The organism is Campylobacter sp. JMF_01 NE2 (assembly GCF_027737365.1).
In the GTDB taxonomy this organism is placed as follows: Bacteria; Campylobacterota; Campylobacteria; order Campylobacterales; family Campylobacteraceae; genus Campylobacter_B.
In genome coordinates, this window is sequence record NZ_JAOVTR010000002.1 from 304,297 (window position 1) to 324,484 (window position 20,188).

A 20,188-nucleotide genomic window follows, 5' to 3' on the forward strand; every position below is an offset into this window, starting at 1 on the left:
TAAAGAAAGATTATGAACGATAAATTTAGCAAAATCGGCTTTGTTTTAGCGGTCGCTGGCGGTGCTGTGGGGCTTGGAAATGCGTGGAAGTTTCCAACCCTAGTCGGTAGCAACGGCGGAAGCGCGTTTGTGCTTTTATACCTCGTACTCACGCTTGGGATTGGGTTTAGCCTATTTTTAGCCGAAATGGCGATTGGGCGCATTAGCAGAGCCGATTTGCCTAGCGCGTATAGATATCTCGACCCCAAAAACGGCGAAAAGTGGAAATTCGCTGGAATTTTCATAGTGGGCGGAATTTTTGTTTTGTCATTTTATCTCGTAATCCTTGGCTGGGTTATGAGATACATTTTCATCGGTTTTAGCGCGCTTCCTGCCTCAGTAGATGAGGCTGGCGCACTCTTTGGGAGCGTGATTTCACACTCGCTATTTTCAAGCCTTGCATTTTATGCGCTAGGGCTTGTGCTGACACTTTTTGTGGTATCGCGCGGAATCAAAAGTGGCATAGAAAAGCTAAATTTGATAATGATGCCCCTGCTTTTCGTGCTTTTGCTTTTAATGCTAGGATATGCGGTTTTTATGGACGGATTTGGCGAGGCGGTGAAGTTTTTATTCACGCCTGATTTTTCCAAAATCACCGTCGCTAGCGTGCTAGACGCGCTTGGGCTTTCACTTTTTACCCTTTGTATCGGGATTGGCTGTATCGCTGCGTATGCTGCTAGCCTAGGAGAGGGTGTAAAGCTAGTGAAAAGTTGTGTAAATATCGTATTTATCAATATCGCAATCGGGCTAATGATGGGGCTAATCGTATTTACATTTATCTTCGAATTTAATGCTAGCCCATCTCAGGGCGCAGGATTGGTGTTTGTATCGCTTACCACGATGTTTGCTAAGCTTGGCTTTATGGGGCAAATTTTAGCGATTTTGTTTTTTGTGTCGCTGTTTTTTGCTGGGATTACGAGCGCGGTTTCGATGATAGAGCCATTTATTTTATATCTTGTCAATCATTTTGGCATTTCTAGAAATAGAGCGTGTGGGTTATCAGGCATAGTCGTAGGCGCGCTAGGAGCGTGCTGCACGCTATCAATGAACGCGGAATTTGGCGAGAGTTTTACATTTTTTGGCAAGGGATTTTTCGATATTTTAGACTTTTTGACCTCAAATATCATGCTTCCTCTTGGCGCGCTAAGTTCGGCGATTTTCGTCGGATTTGTGATGAAAAAATCCCTTTTAGCGGAGTTTTTTGGCGAGGATATGGGCAAGGGTGCGTTTGAGATCTGGTATTTTTCGCTAAGATTTATCGCGCCATTTGCGATAATTATAATAATGGTAAATTTGCTATTTTTTAGCTAAATTTGGAGAGTAAAATTTAAAATTTGGGCTACCGAAATTTCGGTAGCCTTTTTTTATGCTTTGCGAATTTTTGAGTAGATTACCGCCACGATGTATGATAGCACACTCACAGCTACAAACATTAGTAGCACAGGCGTCATTTCCCACTCTGCTTCGTCGCCAAAAACAAGCACGGCAATATAAATTATAAAAATGTATTGCAACACATAAAACGGCGTTACAAGCACACTTATCGTTTTTAAACACGACATAATGATATTTGGAAGCACTTTGGCTACCAGATACATTAGCCCAATCCATGCCAAAACAAAGGCGATAAACATTATGTTAAAAAATATGTTTTGGTGGTAGTATGGATCGCCGTCCATCATATCGTCCCACGCATAAAACTTCGCCAATACCACAGCCGAGGCGATAAAGATAACCGCGCAAATAAGGCTTAGTTTTGTGTATAGGTTGCCTTTATCTTCTGGGCGAGTGTAGATTAAAATATCAGCGAATAAATATCCGGCTATCGGGTAGGCAATCCAGCTTAAAAATGGAAAATAGCTTCCCTCATGTGTGCCCCAAAATAGCCCTGTTACTGCCAACATTGCGTCAGATTCAAACTCTGCTAAATTCTCGCCTAGATACATTGCAGCACCTGAGCAGATGATTCCCACTATGAGATAGCCTAAATTTGATAAATTTAGCTTTTTCATTAGCGCAAAAAATATAAACGCAAGTCCCGCAAACTGCAAAATGTCCGCATCGTAAATCTGCGTCCAATTTTCTTCGAAAATTTCAGCGTCATCGTTTAGCTTAGAGCTAATGTAGTATGGAAGCACATACACAAGCGCGTTAAAGACATAAGATAGCACCAAAAATATCACGCCACGCTTAAAAAGTAGCCCCGGCGCAGAACGCCTAGAATAGACAATACCGCAACCCAAAATAAACATAAAAACAGGCGCAGCAGGCGGTGAGCCTAGGAAGTTTGCGACCTTGAAAAACACGGAATTTTCGCCGTTGTAGAAGTATTCCACGCAGTGGATTAGCACCATAAAGATTACAGCAAGACCCCTTGCTATATCCAACTCGTTTTGTCGCCCAGCATTGGGCAATGATAAGAAATTCATAAATACCACAACCTCCTTTAAAAATTTTACAAAACGATAATTATCTTATTTTATCGGTTAAAATCTAATTAATGCAAAATTAAAAAAGTAAAATTTTGCGCCTACACGGCAAAATTTTCAGCCCAGTTTAAGGGGGGGGGGGTAGAATAAGCACTTATTTTTTATTAAGGAGTTTTTCATGGCAGATGAAAAAATAGTCATAGTCCAGAAAAATAGTAGCAATGTAGCAGGAATTTTAGCCATTATTTTTGCTATTTTAGGGATTTTTTTTCTTGGAATTGTATTTGTTCCGCTTGCATTTATTTGCGCCCTAGTCGCAACATTTGGTGCCGTAAAAGGCAAATCCTCTATACTTGTCGCAGTAATAGCTTGGATTTTGTTAATTATCGCTTTTGCAACTAGTCCTGCTTTAATAGCCGCACTTGGATTTGGTTCATCTCTTTAAAACCCAAATTTTCTTTTGCAATAGGCAAAATTTGCTAAAATTTTGCCTATTAAATTTCAAATTTTAGCCAAATATTTCTCTTAAAAAACACCGCCAAGTAATAGAAGCATTTATCGGATATGAAAGCAAGTATAAAACTACCATTAAATTTCTCTGGATTGCTTCGAGCCGTTGGCTCTCGCAATGACAAATCAAGCAAATTTCGTGTCATTGCGAGCAAGCATAAAACAGCGTTACAAAAGGTTTAAAATTTAACTATCAATAATTCTTTGAAATTTTCCTGGATTGCTTCGGCGTTTCACACCTCGTAATGAGAGTTAATAGCTGAGTTTTCGGTGGGCAAAAATGCCCACCATACCGGAGCTAAAATCCTTTATTTAAGGCTATAAACTCCGCCGTTTTCAGACATGATATTTGCCATACTCTCATTGGCTAGGATTTTTTTGCATTTGGCGGATTTACCATATCTCTGCGATTGCGATAGTGTTAATGTCGCATTTGCTCTATCTAACTTCCCATCCACGCAATAACCATCTAAAACAATATAAAAACTATCTTTGTTAGCGCTTACATATTTGTCTGTCATTTTATTTATATCTGTATGAAATTTTTTATGCTTTTGATAATATTTTCTTATGTCATCTATGATAGGCAAAATTTCATTAGCATATTTTTTAGCCACATCCGAAATAGCTTTGGTATCGTCAAATGGGAATTTGACTACAAATTTACCATCTTTTGTCGTTGCTTGGACTATGGTTTTTAGCGCACCTTCTTCGATAGCAACTTCACTTGCTACTTCTCTTAATAAATCATCCTCAAAAGTTTCATCAAACTCTTTTAGCCCTTCGGCACTTGAGAATCTTGCAAGATTTTCTTCTAAGCTTTTTAGCTTTTCGGCATTTGGCTCATCTTTAAGCTTTTCTTTCTCGATTCTTTGTTTTATAGAACTCTTTATCATTTCTATCGCAGTATTTTTACCTGGGGTATGTATGGTTATCGTTAGATTTTTACTATCCATATCTGCTTTGCTAAATCCTAAAAAACCCTCAACAAGCATAAAACCATTGGTTGCTTCTAATTGTTTTTTGAATTCTTCTTTATTTGTAATTGTATTTATCATATCTTCGAGATTGCCAAATTTTTTGTTTGCTATGACATAATCATTTATATACGGCAAAGAAGAATTATACAAAAACCATTCATCGGAAGCAAATGGGTAATCTTTCTGCCACTTTATTACTTCATCTAATTTATCTTTATGTGTTTTAAATTTCTCTTCGCAAGCTATTTTGGCTTTGTGATTTAAAAATTCTTTGTATGTATCGCAACCGCCATTTTTATAAAATTTATAAAACTCTTTTAAGCTCATCGCCTCGACCTCTTTTTTCGCATTTTCTTTTGCGTTTAGGTCAATTTTAGCCACGATATTATCACCCTCTATCGACAATGGAAAATCCGTGCCCTTGTCTATGAAGTATTGGTAAAAAGCAACTTCCAGTTGAGAATTCATAAGCTTTTCTTCATCGGATTCATCTGCAATAGGACCGATAATAAGGGTAGAATTTTTTCTATCAAGTTTATAATAGAGTATATCATCAATCACAATCTCGTCATCGCTTATTATTACCTTATTCTTACTAGAAGTATAAAGCATATCTTTTAGCGAACCAAATTCGCCATTTTTATCTATGTATTCGTTTATATAATTCACTCTTCTATAAACATATTTTGGGTAATCTTTATGATTTTTTTTGATTTTATTTAAATCCCACTTCTTCACTATATTATTAAATTTCTTAAATTTTCCCTCACAAGCAAGCGTAGTTTTATGGAAGTTATAGTCGAACTCATAGTCAGCTCCTAGGCTTTGTGCTGCTGTCGGCGAAACATCGCAACCACTATCTAAAACCAAAGCTATAAAATCTTTTAATCTCATCGCTTCGACATCATTTTTGGCGTCTTTTAGCGGGTCGCCTTTCTTTTTGACCGGTTTTTCTACCGCCTTTTCTACCGCCTTTTCGGTTTTTGTAGTCGTTGCAGATGAGCCTTTATCCTCATCACCGCATCCCATAAGCACAGCACACAGCGCACTGGCTAACATAAATGAAAATAGCTTTTTCATCTTTTCTCCTTAGTAAATTTGTCTATTTTGTTTTGTAGTTAAAATCAAACCAACCATTATACCCCCCTCTTTTTTTAAATTTAGTAAAAAAGTGGCAATTCATAGGCGAAATTTACGCTTTGATTTCAAGTATAGTAGCATAGGGTTGGAAAGGAGGCGACCATACGAGGCGTTTCAATCTGAAAAATTCAAAAGAATTTTAAATTTTAAAATTTATCACAATTGTAAAATTTGAAACTCTATTGAAATTTTAAAATTTGAAATTCTTGCAAATTATAAATTTTACTGGATTGCTTCGAGCCGTTGGCTCTCGCAATGACAAATTCGGCAAATTCAACTTAAATTTGATAACCAAATGCCGACGATTTTTCACGGAGTGAGCGACGGACTAGACTAACTCGTCTGTCCTAGCCCACGCCGCGAAAAAGCTAGGCTCGTTTAATTGCAAATAATATTTTAATGCAAAAAGTGGCGAATTCCCGTAAAATACATCGCCATACCAAACTCATCTGCCGCAGCGACGACTTCATCATCACGGATTGAGCCACCTGGTTGGATTACGGCTTTTACGCCCACTTCATTAGCGATTTCTATGCTATCTTTGAAAGGGAAAAACGCTTCACTAGCCAGTGCGCAACCTTGCAAATCAAGCCCCAAATCCCTTGCTTTTGCCACAGCTGCGCGCGCAGCATCGACACGGCTTGTCATACCCATGCCGATCGCTACCATTGCCGAGTTTTTCACATACACAACGCAGTTTGATTTAGTCAGAGCTGCGACCTGCCAAGCGATTTGCAAATCGGTAAATTCGCCAGAATTCGCCGAACGCTTAGTAACGCATTTGGCATTTTTGACCTCATCAGCACCCACATAGTCGCGCTCTTGATAGACAAATCCGCCGTCTATGAATTTAAAGTCATATTTATCATTTTCGCGCATTAAAAATTTATTCTCTTGCGTGAAAATTTTAATGCGTTTTTTGTTTGCAAAGACTTCAAGCGCGGCGTCATCGACATTGGCTGCAATTATGACTTCCACAAAAATTTCATTGATTTTCTCTGCTAACGCTCTATCAAGTGTGCCGTTTATCGCCACTACGCCACCATAAGCCGAAACAGGGTCGCATTTAAGCGCTTCGGTGTAGCTTTCTAGCAAATTTGATTTTATGGCAAACCCGCACGGATTTGCATGTTTGCAGATACTCACTGCTGGGGCTTCGCCAAAGCTACTTGCTAACATGACTGCGCCGTGAATATCGGTCATATTGTTAAAACTTGCTTCGCCTTTTAGAGCTTTGAAATTTAGGCTAAAAAAGTTTTCGAATTCATAAAGCGCGCCCTTTTGGTGCGGGTTTTCGCCGTATCTTGTATCAAAAACTTTTGAGCCTGTGATAAATTTTTTAGCACCAAAACCGCCGTTAAATCGCTCGTTCATATAGTTTGCTATCATGCTATCATACGCGGCAGTGTGCTCGTAGGCCTTTATCATAAGGCTTCGGCGAAATTCCAAATCATCGGCTTTTGCTTTGATTTTTTCCACAACTAAATCATAATCCAAAATGTCCGTTACTATCAAAACATCTTTGAAATTTTTCGCGGCACTGCGCACCATGGCAGGTCCGCCGATGTCGATATTTTCGATAATCTCATCAAAATCATCTGTGCGAATCGTGGTTTGTTTGAAAGGATATAAATTCACGCAAACCAAATCAATCCCGCCAATGCCGTGTTTTAGGGCTTGTTCGGCGTGATTTTTGTCGTCCCTTTTGTGTAAAATTCCGCCGTGAATTTTAGGGTGCAGAGTTTTTACTCTGCCTTCAAACATCTCAGGGCTTCCTGTGTAAGCACTCACTTCCACAGCATTTACGCCGTTTTCGCAAAGTAGCTTATAAGTGCCACCCGTGCTTAAAATTTCCCAACCCAAATTTGCCAAATCTTTTGCAAATTCTACTACGCCGTCTTTGTCGCTAACGCTGATTAACGCTCTCATGCTCACTCCTTATAAATTGAAATTTTTAAATTTTACTCGCCGAATTTTTCTTTTAGGCTCTCATACGCTTCGTTGATTTCTTGAAGCTTTTTCGTGCCTTCTTGGATAATCTCGTCATCTGCGCCCTTGCCCATTAAAATATCTGGGTGGTATTTTTTGACTAGTTCGCGGTATTTTTTCTTTATTTCGCCAAAACTAGCACCCTTATCCACGCCCAAGACTTCGTAAGGGTCTTTTTTCGAGCTTGTATTTCGCGCAGAGCCACCATATCCGCCACCAGAGCTAGAATTTTGATATCCGCCGCCGTAATTTCCGCCATAACTGCCACTGCGACTATCGCCATAACCGCCAGAATTTCGGCTATTTTGGTAGCCACCGCGTCCGCGGTTGTCGTAGTTTTGGCTAGAACCGCCGTATGTGCCATAATAGCTCGCCTCAAACATAGCAAAAATTTGACTTACCACATGAGACGGCATACCAAATCCGCGTGCGATTTTGGCGATTATATCTCGCTCTTGCTCGCTAAATGAGCGATCGATATAGGCTATGTTTAAGAAAAAATAAATTAGCGCCGCTTTTCGGCTCGAACTTAGGTGAAATTTTTGATTGTAATGAAACGCGAGAGAGTAGATATCGTGCTCTTTGTCTTTGTTTATCTTATAAACTTGCTTCAAAAGTTTTCTCTCGTTTTCGCCACCGCCCATTTTGCGAACTAAATCGTCCAAAATCTCGCCTATCATCGTGGCTTCTGTCTCATTTACCACGCCGTCGCTTTTGGCGACCTTTGCAGTTAGGGTGATTAAAATTTTCGCCTCTTCAAGGCTCATTTTTGGCTCTTTTCTCTCATAGCCGGAATTTCCGCCCAGACCGCTTATAAATCCCTTTATAAAATGATAAAGCAAAAAAGCCAAAAATAGATAAAAAATACTCGACACTATTAATCTTCGCTTCTAATTATTTTTGCAAATTCGTTGAAATAAATTTCGCTCAACTCTCCCAAATCGCGCGAAATACTATTGATTTGGAAAATTTTACCGCCAGTAATGCCTAGTTTTACGAAATTTAGCCCTGCTTCGCGCGCTAAGCTTTCAAATTTCGCCTCGTCGCTCACGCCAAAAACAGCCCTCGTAAAGCTCTCGTCGAAAATATCTCTCTCATCATCGCACGGCATTTTAAACTCGCCACCCATTTTACCCACACACGCCATTTTGGCTAGGGTGATTGCCACGCCACCGATTCCTACGGAGTTTGCGAAGCGCAATGCGCCCTGCTGGCCTGCTTTAATCGCAAAATCCCAAAGTTTGCGCTCTTTGGCTAAATCTAGTTTCGGTAGCATGCCTCCGATTGCGCCTTTTACGGCTTGTTGATACAGCGAACCTGAAAACACGCCGTGTGTATCGCCCACCAAATAGACGCTAGTACCAGCCTGAGTGAAATCGCTAGGGATAATCTCGCCGTTATTTACGCCCACGGTTACGATCGCAGGGGTCGGCTGGATACTCACGCCCTCTGTTTCGTTATACAAGCTCACATTTCCACTCACAACTGGCGTATTTAGAGCCTTGCAGGCCTCTTTGATACCCTCTGCGCCCTGTGCGAACTGCCACATAACCTCTGGGTTTTGCGGATTGCCGTAGTTTAGGCAGTCAGTAATCGCTAGCGGTGTCGCGCCACTAAGGGCTACCTTGCGTCCGCTCACAGCCACAGCAAGAGCCGCGCCAGTGAAAGGATCAATATAGTTCATGCGAGTGTTGCAATCCATAGCGATTGCGAGTTTTGCGCCATTTTCTTTGACTCTCATTACCGCAGCGCCTAGTTTGCCCGGGCGTTTGGCTGAGTTTAGCCCGACATTTGCGTCATATTGATCGTAAATGAGTGATTTATTTAACACATCTGGGTGCGAAAAAACCTTGTCGAAATCGGCGTTTATGTCAAATTTATCAGAGCATGTGCATAAATTTTGGTTTGCGATTTCGTCCAAATACGCTGGGCGTCTTGTAGGGCGGTCTAAAACAGGTGCTGCTTCGCTTAAAGGCTCGATTGGAATCTCGCCAGCTAGCTCGCCATGCCAGTAAAGCTCCATTTTACCGGTATTGGTTACTTCGCCGATGACTTCTGCGTCTAAATCCCATTTCGCAAAAATCTCTTTTATCTTATCTTCACAACCTTTTTTCGCGCAAATTAGCATTCGCTCTTGGCTTTCACTTAGCATTAGCTCATACGGCGTCATACCGCTTTCACGCATAGGGACACGATCAAGGTGCATTTTCATACCGCTTCCGCTTCGTCCTGCCATTTCAAAGCTACTTGAAGTAAGACCCGCTGCTCCCATATCTTGGATACCCACGACATAGTCAGTCTTAAAAAGCTCCAAACAAGCTTCCATTAAAAGCTTTTCGGCAAACGGATCGCCAACTTGCACGGTTGGGCGAAGAGATTTGTTCTCATCGTTAAAGCTATCACTTGCCATAACGGCTCCACCAAGCCCGTCCCTGCCTGTTTTTGAGCCTACATAGATGACTGAGTTTCCCACGCCTTCTGCTTTGCCGTAGAAAATTTCATCACTTTTTACAATTCCAAGAGCAAAGGCATTTACCAAAATATTTCCATTAAAACTGCTATCAAATGTCGTTTCGCCGCCTATCGTAGGGATTCCCATGCAGTTACCATAGTGTGCGATACCGCTAACTGCGCCTTTGACTAAATATCTTTGGTAGCGATTTGTTTTGGAATTTCCCACGACATCGCCAAAACGAAGTGAATTTAGATTTGCTTCAACCCTTGCACCCATTGTGAAAATATCGCGCAGTATTCCGCCTACACCTGTGGCTGCGCCTTGAAACGGCTCGATGTAGCTGGGGTGATTGTGGCTTTCCATTTTAAAAACAGCCGCCATGCCACCGCCAATGTCGATGACACCGGCATTTTCGCCTGGACCTTGTATGACCCATGGAGCCTTGGTCGGAAAGCCGTTTAGGTATTTTTTGCTTGATTTATATGAGCAGTGTTCGCTCCACATAGCCGAAAAAATGCCAAGTTCTAGCAAATTTGGCTCACGCCCTAGAATTTCTAAAATTTTCGCATATTCGTCTTCGCTGATTTTGTGTGCCGCAATGGTTTTTTTATCCATTTTATCGCCCTTTTAGTGGAATTTAATAACTTTTTATAATAGCTAAATTTTGCTTAATTTCCTTTTTTGTTAAGCCAAATTTCATACAATTTTGCCTCTTTCATAAATGCGTAAAATGCGTTTATAACGGCGATTATGAAGCCTTTTTTACCGTCGAAAAAACTTCGCCTTAAAAAATACGATTTGAAAAAGACAAGCGGAAAGATAAAAAGCAGTTTGGCTAGGCTCGGTTTTTTGCCTTTTTCAAATTTTTGCTGTGCGCGCAGGCTCGAATAGTTATTGTTTTTGCTCACTAGCTCTTTGATTGGTTTATCACTAAAATGATAAATCACCCCACGAGATTTTCGCACTTTGCCGTTTATGCTGACTTGCGCATGCACGCCCAAATTTCGATACTCGCCAGAGCTTTTGCGAAAAAATCTAATGTGGGTGTTTTTTCGCACCCTATCATCGACGATTCCGCCCATGTAAAATTCGTGAAATTTAATATCAAGCCCGTCAAATTCGTCTTGCGCCATAAACTCGCAAATTTCAGCTTTTAGCTCAGCGCTTACTTCCTCGTCGCCGTCTAAATTTAGCACCCACTCGTGTGAGCAGAGTGAAAAAGCGTAGTTTTTTTGCACGCCCTCGCCTTGCCAGTCGTGGTGGTAAATTTTGGCATTAAATTTCTTTGCAATTTCTAGCGTCTTATCGGTGCTGCCACTATCGACGATGATGATTTCTGCGAAATCCGCGACACTTTTTAGCATTCGTTCGATATGTTTTTCTTCGTTTTGCACGATTGCATAGACACTTGCATTTATCATAGTTTATTCCTTATGCGCGTAAATTTCAGCCAAAAATCAAAAAAACTCTCCGTCCCCAAAACGCCAATTCTATTTATGGCGAATTTATCATCGCCCGCTTCGTAAAGTCCGCGCTTTACCACGACCGCGGCGCAGTATCCTGAATTTCGCGTAAGCGATAAAATTTCATCGTTAAATTTGCCGTAAGGATAGGCAAAAACCCTGCACTCGCGCCCGGTGATTTTCTCTAACTCTTTTTTGGATTTTTCGATTTCATCTCGCGCTTTTTCGGGCTCGCTCGCCCACAAACGCTCTAAATTCGCGTGGCTTAGCGTGTGTGAGCCAAACTCGATTAAATTTGAGCGGTGCATTAAATTTATCTCATCGCTAGTTAAAATTTGGCTTAAATGCTCGGTATTTCCGCGCTCCCAGTCGTTTTGCGTAGCAGTAGCCACCACAAAAATCGTGGCTTTAAAATTATATTTTTTTAAAATTTCAAAGGCGTTTGTGTAGTTATCCATAAATCCGTCATCGAAGGTAATACAGACCGATTTTGGCGGGATTTGGGCTAAATTTGCTAACTCGCTAAGCGTGAAAGTCGTAAAGCCGTTTTTGGCTAGCCACGCGATTTGAGCTTCAAAATCGGCTGGGCGAACGCGCCATTTATCAAATTTATCGCCCTTATGCTCGCTTATGGAGTGATACATCAGCACGCGCGCTTTATCCCAGCCCTGCGGGATCCGCCACCAGTTATACCTGCACGAAAAGGCTATAATCGCCACGGCTAAAATTGCAAAAAAATATATCATTTTTTAAAATCCTTTATCAAATTTTCATACGCATTAATGTATTTTTGCGCCATTTTTGCTACGCTAAATTCGTCTTTTTTGGCTTTGATAGGGGCAAAAATTTGCACGAATTTATCGTAGTTTGCGTGGATTTCATCTAGTTTGTGAGCTATAAACTGTGGATTTTCTTCAATGATTAGTTCATTGGGCATTATAGTTTCGCAAATTCCGCGTCTTGTAGCTATCATCAAAGGTGCATAAAAAACCCCATCTAACGAACTTAGCCCAAAAGCTTCATTTAAACTCGGCATCACATTTAAATCACAACTATACAGATAATCGCCTATATTTTTCACAAATCCTTTAAATTTTATCTTATCTTGTAATCCTAAATTTTTAACCTTTTCTTCATAAATTTTACTATCCCCATAGCCAAAAAAATGACATTCATAGTCAAATTTTACTAAATTTAGAGCTTCGATTAAAAGCGTTACTCCCTTCGCATCGCAAATCCTATTAGCAAAAGTGATATAAAATTTATGTGGTCTTGAAAGTTTTTTTGGCGTAATAAACGGATAACCGTTTTCAATTAAAATTTTTTTATCCACCTGTATTGTTTCACACACGCCACTTGAAACCCCCACGACCAAATCGGCTAAATTTAGGTATTTTTTGCGTTCTAGCGAGTGTTTTGTATTGACAATAGGTGGTTTTTGTTTGCTAAATTTTCGTGCGTAATTTAAAATTTGAAGCTCTTTTATGTTGTGAGTTTGCAAAATATCTGGCGAAATTTCATCTATCATATTTGCAGTTTTTTTCAAAAAAAATGGATTGTAACGATTTTTATTAAAATTAAAATTTATAAAATTTATATCTTTACTTAAATAATCCTTAATCGCCAAATCACTTAAAAAATAGATTTCATGCTCTTTGCAAAGCTCATTACATAATAATATACTTAATTTTTCCAAACCACCAAATTGCTTGTATTGCAAAGTGTTTAAAATTTTCAAATCTTTTCTCCATTTTGATAAATATGCTCGCGCCACTCGTAATTTTCACTAAATTTTTCGCCAAAAATCGTCTCAATCATAAATTGCGTAACCCTTTTTGCATTTGCTAAATTCAGCGCTTTTTCTCTCCCTGCTTTGGCAATTTGGGCGTATTTTTCAGTGCGCAAATACTCTAAAATTTTTTCAAAACAATCGCTTGGATTTTTGAAATACACTATTTCCTTTTCGTGCGTAAAAAACTTCTCAAACCCCGCAATCACGGGCGAAAAAGTGCAAACTCCACACCCCATAAAATGCGCCATTCTGTTACTTGCACCCAATAATTTCTTTGAATTTTCGCACTCAATCTCATCATCGCGGTTAAAATTTATAGCTATTTTGCTTTTAGCAATCGCTCTGTAATAATCATCGCCAAAAATGAAACCATTGCCAAGACTTGCGTAAATTTCGTATTTTAGACCATTTTTTTTACAAAATTCATCAAGTAAAATTGCAAATTTATGGCGATTATCCTCCATATAATCCCTAGAAATGTAGATTATATCGTTCGATTTTTCAGTTTCGTAAAATATGTCAAAACTCTCATCACTAATATTTGGGAAAAAAGCAAATTTTATATCCCTAAACTCACTAGATAATCTTTGTAGATGATACGCATTTGCATGAAAAAAGCAATCAATTTCTCTCAAATTTTCCCAAAACTGTGAAACTTCGTTTAAATGATCCACATACCATAGTGCAATTTTCAAATTTGGAAGTGCCTTTTTTATCTCTTTTAGCGTGGAAGTTGCGATTTTTTCGCCTTTACCGATTAAAAGCAAGTCAGCATTTATGTTTTTGCAAATTTTAATCAGCTTTTTATTCATTTTTGATAAGCCAGTATTTTTTATTTTTGCAAAGCGCAAATGTCGCTCCCAGTCACGATAACTAAAATCATAGACAAAATGCCCATTACGCACCAAACCATGTGAAACTCTTCTATCTACACCATAAAAAAAGTTGCCATCATTAAATTCATTAAAAATACTACAATGAACTATTTTTAGACTTCGCATAAAAACTCTCCTTTAATTAAACCAACACCTTTTTGTAGTAAAGCAAAAAAGTAAAAATCACCAAATAACTAAGCAACTCTTTCAAAATGAACGCCAAATAATCAAATTTTAAATTCTTTGATTAAATTTTCATACGCATTAATGTATTTTTGCGCCATTTTTGCTACGCCAAATTCGTCCTTTTTGGCTTTGATAGGGGCGAAAATTTGCACGAATTTATCGTAGTTTGCGTGGATTTCATCTAGTTTGTGAGCTAAATTTTCTGGCGTGGCGCTAAATTTTAACTCACTAGGCAAAATTCGCTCACAAATGCCAGTATTCGTTGAAATCATAAGCGGCGAATAATAAACCCCGTCAATCGCCACAAGTCCATAAGCTTCGAATTTCGAAGCGATGATTTGCAAATCGCAGCTTGCTAAATGATCATTTATATTATCCACGAAACCGCGCAAAAAGACCTTTTTATCAAGTTTTAGCTCGCTAATTAGCCTTTCTAGCTCACCTTGCTTCTCGCCCTGACCAAATATCTCGCATACAAAGTCAAATTCCACCAAACTAAGCGCTTTGATGACCACATCCATTTGCTTAATAGCGCTTAATCTGCCAGAGCTGATGATGTGAAATTTATCTAGTTTTTTAATCTTTTCTGGCTTTTTATACAAAATTCCATTTTCGATAATTATAGAATTTGGCGGTAAAATCTTTTTTGTCTCATCTAACACAGCCACGCACAAATCAGCTAATTTATAATTTTTTTTGAATTCCAAAGTGTGTTTTGTGGCGATTAGCGGAATTTTCTTTTTCATAAAAAATCTAGCATTATAGATAATCTCTATCACTTTTGCATTGTGAGCGTGTATGATATCAGGGCTAATTTCATCTAAAATTTTAGCAATTTTATGCAAAAAAATGGGGTTGTATCTGTTTTTTTTAAAATTTATCTCTATTAATTTTACATTTTTGTCTATGTATTTTAAAATATTTTTATCGCTCATTAGATAAATTTCGTGTTCTTTAACTAATTCGTTACATAGCTGGACACAAGCGTTTTCTGTTCCTGCAAATTTTATCCAATTAAGAGCGTGTAAGATTTTCAAACCATTTCCTAAATTTTAAATCTTGCAATTATCTCATATTACCGCTTTATACTTCGTTAAATTTAATTATTTTTTCTATATAATGAGTAAAAAATTTAAGGAAAATTTATGTTTAAAAATTTGATAAAAAAGCTAAAAGGCAAACCCGCATATAAAAACATAAAAAGCGAACTTTTAGAGCAAACAAAAGCATTGAGTGATTTTAGCTTGGGGTTTAGCGTATAAATTGCCTATTTTAGGCAGTTTTCGTAATAATTTTTTAGAGTGGATATGTAATTTTCAAATTTCAGACTATTTTTTATCTCTTTATGTTTTTCGCTAAATTTTTGCGAGTATATATCGTAATTTTTGTAAATTTTACTAATTTTTGCGCTCATATTTTCATAATCGATAAAAAATTCCTCATCTAAAATTTCACTAATTCCACCAACTTTTGTGCCAAGTAAAACATTAGCATAAAAAATCCCTTCAATTAAGCTAATCGAAAGCCCCTCGCTACGAGATGATATGATTTGTAGGTGCGAATTGGCTAGCCTTTGTGCGACATCGTCTTTAAAACCAAGTAGCACTACTTTATCTTGCAAATTTAGAGAATTTATTAAATTTTGCAAATTTTTTCTCTCTTTTCCTTCGCCGACAATTTGCAAAACAAAGTCAAAATCAAGCTTACTAACAGATTTTATCAACTCATCAAAACCTTTGATAAAATCTAGTCTTCCAACCGCAATAATGCTAAATTTATCGCCTAAATTTCGTGAAATTTGCCTTTGTTTAATACCAAAATATATAACTTCACTTTTGTGATTTATAGTTTGGGCTACTCTCTTTGATACAGAAATAACATTTGGAATTTTATTAAAAATTTTGCCCTTTCGCACATTATGCTTTGTAGCAACTTGCGTAAAATCCATAAATTTATTCAGCAAAAATCCCATTTGCGAAGCTTTTGCGCCGTGAGTGTGTAAAATTTGGACGCCAAATTTTTTCAATACTTTTAAAATTTCAAAATATAAAAGTAAATTCCACCTTTTATCATAGTTTTTATACTCGTAAATTCTAACTTTTGGCGCAATTTTATCTTTATACAAACACCCGTTTGGCACGATTAAAAGCACTTCGTCATTTTGACATAGCTCATTTACGCTATCGCAAACGATTTTTTCTACACCACCATAGATTGTAGAGCACGAAAAATAGGCTATTTTCACGCACCGGCCTTTTGTGTAAATTTATCAGCAAAAATCAAAAACGCAAATAAGCTTAGATAGCTCATCAGCCTTTTTGTATCAAACAGGCTAAAATCAAACTGAATTACAATGCAAAAATATGCCAAAACGCAAAAATAGATAAAATTTTTACTTCTAAATATCTCTTTGATAGCGCAAAACAGCACCCCAAGCCATGATAAAAGACCAAAAATTCCAGTAAAAAGCAAAATTTCAAGCTCAGCATTATGCACCATGACAAATTGCATAAGTTTTTTTGGTTTTTCTAGGCTAATCCAAGTTTGCACACCATGCCCAAAAATAGGATTGTTTTGGATTTGAGTAATAGTATATTCCCAGATAATATCTCTGTAACTAGTGTGCCCAGTTAAAAGATGATTAAATCTAATCGCAACGGCGTCAAAATAAAAATAGATCCCCAAAACAATAAGGCTAAATAAAATCAAAACTAAAAGTATAAATTTTATATTTTTTCTCAAATTTAAAGCCGCCCACAAAAGCATAGCCACGCTCACGCCGACCCACGACGAACGCGAATATGTAAAAACCAAAACGCTAATATGCAATAAAAACAAAACTATGCCAAGCTTTGGCTTGTATTTTGTAAAAATCAGGCTAAACACAGCCCCTATGCCCATCATAAGCCCTAGCCTGTTGCGATTATCCAAAAGCCCAGTTAGACCTGTTTTTTTGCCATTACTTACCTTTTTGCTTAGGATTAAGTCTGGGTTATTTATCGCTTGATAAATCGCCGATACCAATAAAAACGATGTTCCAAGCAATAAATATAAAATAATCTCTTTTTTGGAGAAAAATTTCAACTTATAAAAATAAGCCAATGCGATAAAAACAAAACCATATCTAGTGACAAAAATAATGATATTTCGCCACGATTTTTTTGTCAAAAGCTCGGGGTTTAGGAGATTTGCAATAACCATAGAAACAATGATTAAAAAGACAAAAAACGAAAAAAGCTTGACTTCTTTTAAATTTGCGATTAAAACGCTGAAATTTTTGTAAATTACAACATGCAAAATCGCCAAAACTATTATATAAATCGTCGAAATTTGATACACGCTATTTTCAAATGCAATCGAACAAAGCCAAATTATAAGCCCGAATTTTAGCGCACTTTGCCAAGGATTTAATCTGATAAAATCCAAAATTTTACTCACACCATCTCCTTATACACACTCATAGTTTTCTCCACCATTTGCGCTAGGCTGAAATTCTCCGCTATATAGCCGTATCCGTCAAATTTATAATCCTTCGCGCGCTCTATCATCGCAGCTAACCCCCTCTCATCGCCCACAGCAAAAAACTCGCCATTTTCGCCAGATTTGATTATGTCTAGCACGCCACCGTGATTGCTCGCCACCACAGGCGCATTTAGCGCGATCGCCTCAGCCACGCTTCGCCCGAAACTCTCAGGCTTTTTCGACGCACTCACGACCACATTGCTTAGCGCGTAAATCTCAGGGATTTTACTTTGCGAACCCGTAAAAATCACGCTTTGCGCCAAATTTAACTCACGCGCTAAATTTTGTAGCCCCAAAAAATACTCTTTTTTATCCTCTCGCACACCGCCCACGATTAAAATTTTTAAATTTTCCCCAAAGTCTTTTTTCAAAATACTACCTGCTTTTATAATTGTTTCATAATCTTTAAGTTGCGTTATGCGCCCGACACTTGCGACGATGAAATCACCCTTTTTTAGCCCAAATTCGGCGCGAAATTTCGCCATAAAATCGTGGTCTAAATTACTAGGATTAAATTTTTCCAAATCAATTCCGCGCGGAATCACCCTGATTTTGCTGACATCTGCGCCGAAATTTCGCACCACATAATCCTTCGTAGCGTTGCTGACACAGATGATTTTATCGGCTTTTACCATGATTTTGCTGTAAAAATTCACCGAATTTAGCCCATGCACGGTGCTAACTAGCCCAAAATTTAGCCCCCCTTTGGCGAATTTCACTAGCCATGCAGGCACACGAGAGCGCACATGCACGATATCTGGGGTGATCTCGCGCAAAATTTCTTTTAGCGCACTAGCGCGAGAAAATGCTGTGAATATATTTTTGGAGCAAACATCGAATTTTATGTGGCGCACGCCGTTTTTTTCTAGCTCGCTTACTAGCTTTCCGCCATTGCTAATCACCACGCTCTCCACGCCAAATTTAGCAAATTCGCGCGTGAGCTCGACCACACCGCGCTCGACGCCACCTTCGTTAAGTTCTGGCAGTATTTGCACCACTCTCATAAGCTAATTCCTTGTAAAATTTGGCTTAAATTTATCTTTTTTGTCGGTTTTAACTCGCTGTTTTTAGCGTAAATTCGCAAACACTCATTTTGCGCCAAATTTGCGATAAAATCGTCAAATTTATTGTGCGAATTTTTGCGCGGAAGTGCCAAAACAGCGACATTTGAGCGACCATTGCACACAGCCTCGCTTATCATCGAAACAGAATCTTGCGTGATAAAAATCCACTCGCAACCCTCCAAAAAATCGCCGATTGGATTAATCTGATTTTTGCTATAAATCACGCTAAAATCGAAATTCGCGCGCTCAAACTGCGCCTCGATATCGCGTGGGGTGCGTGGGCTAGTAGTCAGGGCGTATTCGTGGCGGGGAAATTTCGCCTTGATTTTCTCCACAATCTCGCAAATTTCGCTATTCATATCAAACGAAGCGTTTGGCCCGCCGATGACAAAGCCAACCGCGCTTTTTTTGGGAGCGTAGAAATTCCCCGTTTTGCTAAGGTTTAAATTCGTCGGCAAAATCACCACATTTGGCGCAGTTTGCGTGGTGTCGTGAGCGTTTGCGAAAATGAGCGAAAAGTCCTTTTTATAGCCTTTTGGATACATTAGCGCGACGCTTTTTTTGCCAAATTTCGCGGCGCAGTATTTTAAGGGATAGTATGTCACAGACCCAGCTCCTACGAAAATGTCAAAATTCGCAAAATTTTTGTTTTCGCACTCGAAAATTTTAAATTTCAGCCCCAAAAAATCCAAAAAATATGAGAGAATTTTTAAAATTTTGTTTTTATAGCCAACCTTGCAAAGCTCAAATTCCAAGCCTTTTAACTCGCAAAACGCCACGCTTTGGCTCTCATGCCCCTTGCGCCCGTCGGTAAAGATAAGCGCTCTCATCAATCAACTTTCCAGCGATTATGCATCCAAAACCACTGCTCGGGCGCGCTTCGCACGACCTCTTCAAAGATATCGTTGCACTGCTGGGTTATGAACTGCTCGGCCTGCGATTTTTCTAAATTTTCGCTTGGTGGGGTGAAATCTTTGATGACGATTTCGTAGCGACCATCACTAATGCGACGCGCAAAAATGGGGATTAGGACTGGGTTAAATTTCAAATACAGCGACGCAATCGTCTTTGTGGTGTAACACTCGCGCCCAAAAAATGTGGTTTTTAGGCTGTTTTTTCCGCCCGGCTTTTGATCTGGCAGGATTCCTACATTTTTGCCAGCTCTTAAACGCTCGACAAGTCCGCGCATGGCGTCATCTTTATAGATTAGCTCGTTGCCGTATTTTTTGCGAAATGGCGTAACTAGGCGGTCTTCGATGAGTTCGTTATTTCCCCTGCGCCCCACAACCGCCACAGGAAAGCCGTTCGCGCCGTAAAAATGGGCTAAAACTTCCCAGTTTCCAAAATGCGCCGTGAAAAACAAAATTCCGTTTTTGCTATCACCTTTTAGCGCTTTTACCTTTTCTAGCGCCTCGTCTTTGTTAGCGATAAGTGCGCTAAAATCGAGCCTTTCGTGGTAGAAAAGCAGGGTTTGGGTCAGGGTTTTGGCAATAGAGCGGAAATTTTCGCGCGCTAGGGTTTTAATCTCGCCAGCTGATTTTTGCGGGTAGGCAAAGCTAAGGTTTTTTATAGCGATTTTTGCGCGTGATTTTAGCGCAAAAAAGGCGAATTTCGCCAAGAAATCAAAGAAAAAATATAAGAAATTTGTCGGTAGAATTTTGGCTAATTTTATTAAAATTACGACTAGGAAATATTCAAATTTTTCTCTCATTTTCACCCTTATTAAAAGGGGTGATTATAGTAA

At 38.8% G+C, this 20,188-nt stretch carries 17 protein-coding genes; 2 read left to right on the forward strand and 15 right to left on the reverse strand.

Annotation, left to right across the window (positions count from 1 at the left end):
• Window positions 1-12: 12 nt before the first annotated feature.
• On the forward strand, window positions 13-1,350 hold the full coding sequence (locus OFO01_RS04770) for a sodium-dependent transporter (protein WP_270859049.1): 1,338 nt from the start codon (window positions 13-15) through the stop codon (window positions 1,348-1,350).
• Between the two features lie 53 nt (window positions 1,351-1,403).
• Here OFO01_RS04770 and OFO01_RS04775 read toward each other — a convergent pair whose 3' ends face one another.
• Window positions 1,404-2,468 (reverse strand): acyltransferase family protein, encoded by a 1,065-nt coding sequence (locus OFO01_RS04775; protein ID WP_270859050.1) that lies wholly within the window; start codon window positions 2,466-2,468, stop codon window positions 1,404-1,406.
• A 178-nt stretch (window positions 2,469-2,646) separates the two neighbouring features.
• On the opposite strand from OFO01_RS04775, the gene OFO01_RS04780 reads away from it, so the two are divergent.
• Window positions 2,647-2,913, forward strand: coding sequence for a hypothetical protein (locus OFO01_RS04780; RefSeq protein WP_270859051.1), 267 nt, complete (start codon window positions 2,647-2,649; stop codon window positions 2,911-2,913).
• A gap of 373 nt (window positions 2,914-3,286) precedes the next feature.
• On the opposite strand, the gene OFO01_RS04785 is transcribed toward OFO01_RS04780, so the two are convergent.
• The 14 genes from OFO01_RS04785 to OFO01_RS04850 all read right to left on the reverse strand — a co-directional run bounded on the left by OFO01_RS04785 (window position 3,287) and on the right by OFO01_RS04850 (window position 20,155).
• Window positions 3,287-5,038, reverse strand: coding sequence for a hypothetical protein (locus OFO01_RS04785; protein WP_270859052.1), 1,752 nt, complete (start codon window positions 5,036-5,038; stop codon window positions 3,287-3,289).
• A 456-nt stretch (window positions 5,039-5,494) separates the two neighbouring features.
• The gene (purH, locus tag OFO01_RS04790) at window positions 5,495-7,027 is read right to left on the reverse strand and encodes a bifunctional phosphoribosylaminoimidazolecarboxamide formyltransferase/IMP cyclohydrolase (protein ID WP_270859053.1); all 1,533 of its coding nucleotides are present in this window, start codon (window positions 7,025-7,027) and stop codon (window positions 5,495-5,497) included.
• Between the two features lie 32 nt (window positions 7,028-7,059).
• Window positions 7,060-7,962: a DnaJ domain-containing protein gene (locus tag OFO01_RS04795; protein ID WP_270859054.1), complete on the reverse strand. Its 903-nt coding sequence runs from the start codon at window positions 7,960-7,962 to the stop codon at window positions 7,060-7,062.
• A 2-nt stretch (window positions 7,963-7,964) separates the two neighbouring features.
• On the reverse strand, window positions 7,965-10,157 hold the full coding sequence (purL, locus tag OFO01_RS04800) for a phosphoribosylformylglycinamidine synthase subunit PurL (protein WP_270859055.1): 2,193 nt from the start codon (window positions 10,155-10,157) through the stop codon (window positions 7,965-7,967).
• Between the two features lie 53 nt (window positions 10,158-10,210).
• Window positions 10,211-10,963 (reverse strand): glycosyltransferase family 2 protein, encoded by a 753-nt coding sequence (locus OFO01_RS04805; protein ID WP_270859056.1) that lies wholly within the window; start codon window positions 10,961-10,963, stop codon window positions 10,211-10,213.
• Window positions 10,960-11,751, reverse strand: coding sequence for a polysaccharide deacetylase family protein (locus tag OFO01_RS04810; RefSeq protein ID WP_270859057.1), 792 nt, complete (start codon window positions 11,749-11,751; stop codon window positions 10,960-10,962). The genes OFO01_RS04805 and OFO01_RS04810 overlap by 4 nt, the downstream gene beginning before the upstream one ends.
• Window positions 11,748-12,551 carry a glycosyltransferase family 4 protein gene (locus OFO01_RS04815; protein ID WP_270875519.1) on the reverse strand — a complete coding sequence of 268 codons (804 nt, stop codon included), beginning with the start codon at window positions 12,549-12,551 and terminating at the stop codon, window positions 11,748-11,750. Before OFO01_RS04815 ends, OFO01_RS04810 begins: the two co-directional genes overlap by 4 nt.
• A gap of 188 nt (window positions 12,552-12,739) precedes the next feature.
• Window positions 12,740-13,798: a glycosyltransferase family protein gene (locus tag OFO01_RS04820; protein WP_270859059.1), complete on the reverse strand. Its 1,059-nt coding sequence runs from the start codon at window positions 13,796-13,798 to the stop codon at window positions 12,740-12,742.
• A 101-nt stretch (window positions 13,799-13,899) separates the two neighbouring features.
• A complete protein-coding gene (locus OFO01_RS04825; RefSeq protein WP_270859060.1) occupies window positions 13,900-14,895 on the reverse strand; it encodes a glycosyltransferase in 996 nt (331 codons plus the stop codon).
• A gap of 230 nt (window positions 14,896-15,125) precedes the next feature.
• Window positions 15,126-16,103, reverse strand: a complete 978-nt coding sequence (locus tag OFO01_RS04830; RefSeq protein WP_270859061.1) for a glycosyltransferase — start codon at window positions 16,101-16,103, stop codon at window positions 15,126-15,128.
• Entirely contained in the window at window positions 16,100-17,296 is a 1,197-nt protein-coding gene (locus tag OFO01_RS04835) for an O-antigen ligase family protein (RefSeq protein WP_270859062.1), read from the reverse strand. The genes OFO01_RS04830 and OFO01_RS04835 overlap by 4 nt, the downstream gene beginning before the upstream one ends.
• Window positions 17,293-18,384 carry a glycosyltransferase family 4 protein gene (locus OFO01_RS04840; RefSeq protein ID WP_270859063.1) on the reverse strand — a complete coding sequence of 364 codons (1,092 nt, stop codon included), beginning with the start codon at window positions 18,382-18,384 and terminating at the stop codon, window positions 17,293-17,295. The genes OFO01_RS04835 and OFO01_RS04840 overlap by 4 nt, the downstream gene beginning before the upstream one ends.
• Window positions 18,381-19,274 (reverse strand): ELM1/GtrOC1 family putative glycosyltransferase, encoded by an 894-nt coding sequence (locus OFO01_RS04845; protein WP_270859064.1) that lies wholly within the window; start codon window positions 19,272-19,274, stop codon window positions 18,381-18,383. The genes OFO01_RS04840 and OFO01_RS04845 overlap by 4 nt, the downstream gene beginning before the upstream one ends.
• Entirely contained in the window at window positions 19,274-20,155 is an 882-nt protein-coding gene (locus OFO01_RS04850) for a lysophospholipid acyltransferase family protein (RefSeq protein ID WP_270859065.1), read from the reverse strand. The genes OFO01_RS04845 and OFO01_RS04850 overlap by 1 nt, the downstream gene beginning before the upstream one ends.
• Window positions 20,156-20,188: the final 33 nt, after the last annotated feature.

What these genes read in the sequence shown, in the direction of transcription:
- OFO01_RS04805 (WP_270859056.1), bottom strand. Translation starts at nt 10,963, where the DNA reads ATGATAAATGCAAGTGTCTATGCAATCGTGCAAAACGAAGAAAAACAT.
- OFO01_RS04775 (WP_270859050.1), bottom strand. Translation starts at nt 2,468, where the DNA reads ATGAATTTCTTATCATTGCCCAATGCTGGGCGACAAAACGAGTTGGAT.
- OFO01_RS04845 (WP_270859064.1), bottom strand. Translation starts at nt 19,274, where the DNA reads ATGAGAGCGCTTATCTTTACCGACGGGCGCAAGGGGCATGAGAGCCAA.
- OFO01_RS04810 (WP_270859057.1), bottom strand. Translation starts at nt 11,751, where the DNA reads ATGATATATTTTTTTGCAATTTTAGCCGTGGCGATTATAGCCTTTTCG.
- OFO01_RS04820 (WP_270859059.1), bottom strand. Translation starts at nt 13,798, where the DNA reads ATGCGAAGTCTAAAAATAGTTCATTGTAGTATTTTTAATGAATTTAAT.
- purL (WP_270859055.1), bottom strand. Translation starts at nt 10,157, where the DNA reads ATGGATAAAAAAACCATTGCGGCACACAAAATCAGCGAAGACGAATAT.
- OFO01_RS04785 (WP_270859052.1), bottom strand. Translation starts at nt 5,038, where the DNA reads ATGAAAAAGCTATTTTCATTTATGTTAGCCAGTGCGCTGTGTGCTGTG.
- OFO01_RS04840 (WP_270859063.1), bottom strand. Translation starts at nt 18,384, where the DNA reads ATGAGAGTGGTGCAAATACTGCCAGAACTTAACGAAGGTGGCGTCGAG.
- purH (WP_270859053.1), bottom strand. Translation starts at nt 7,027, where the DNA reads ATGAGAGCGTTAATCAGCGTTAGCGACAAAGACGGCGTAGTAGAATTT.
- OFO01_RS04850 (WP_270859065.1), bottom strand. Translation starts at nt 20,155, where the DNA reads ATGAGAGAAAAATTTGAATATTTCCTAGTCGTAATTTTAATAAAATTA.
- OFO01_RS04770 (WP_270859049.1), top strand. Translation starts at nt 13, where the DNA reads ATGAACGATAAATTTAGCAAAATCGGCTTTGTTTTAGCGGTCGCTGGC.
- OFO01_RS04780 (WP_270859051.1), top strand. Translation starts at nt 2,647, where the DNA reads ATGGCAGATGAAAAAATAGTCATAGTCCAGAAAAATAGTAGCAATGTA.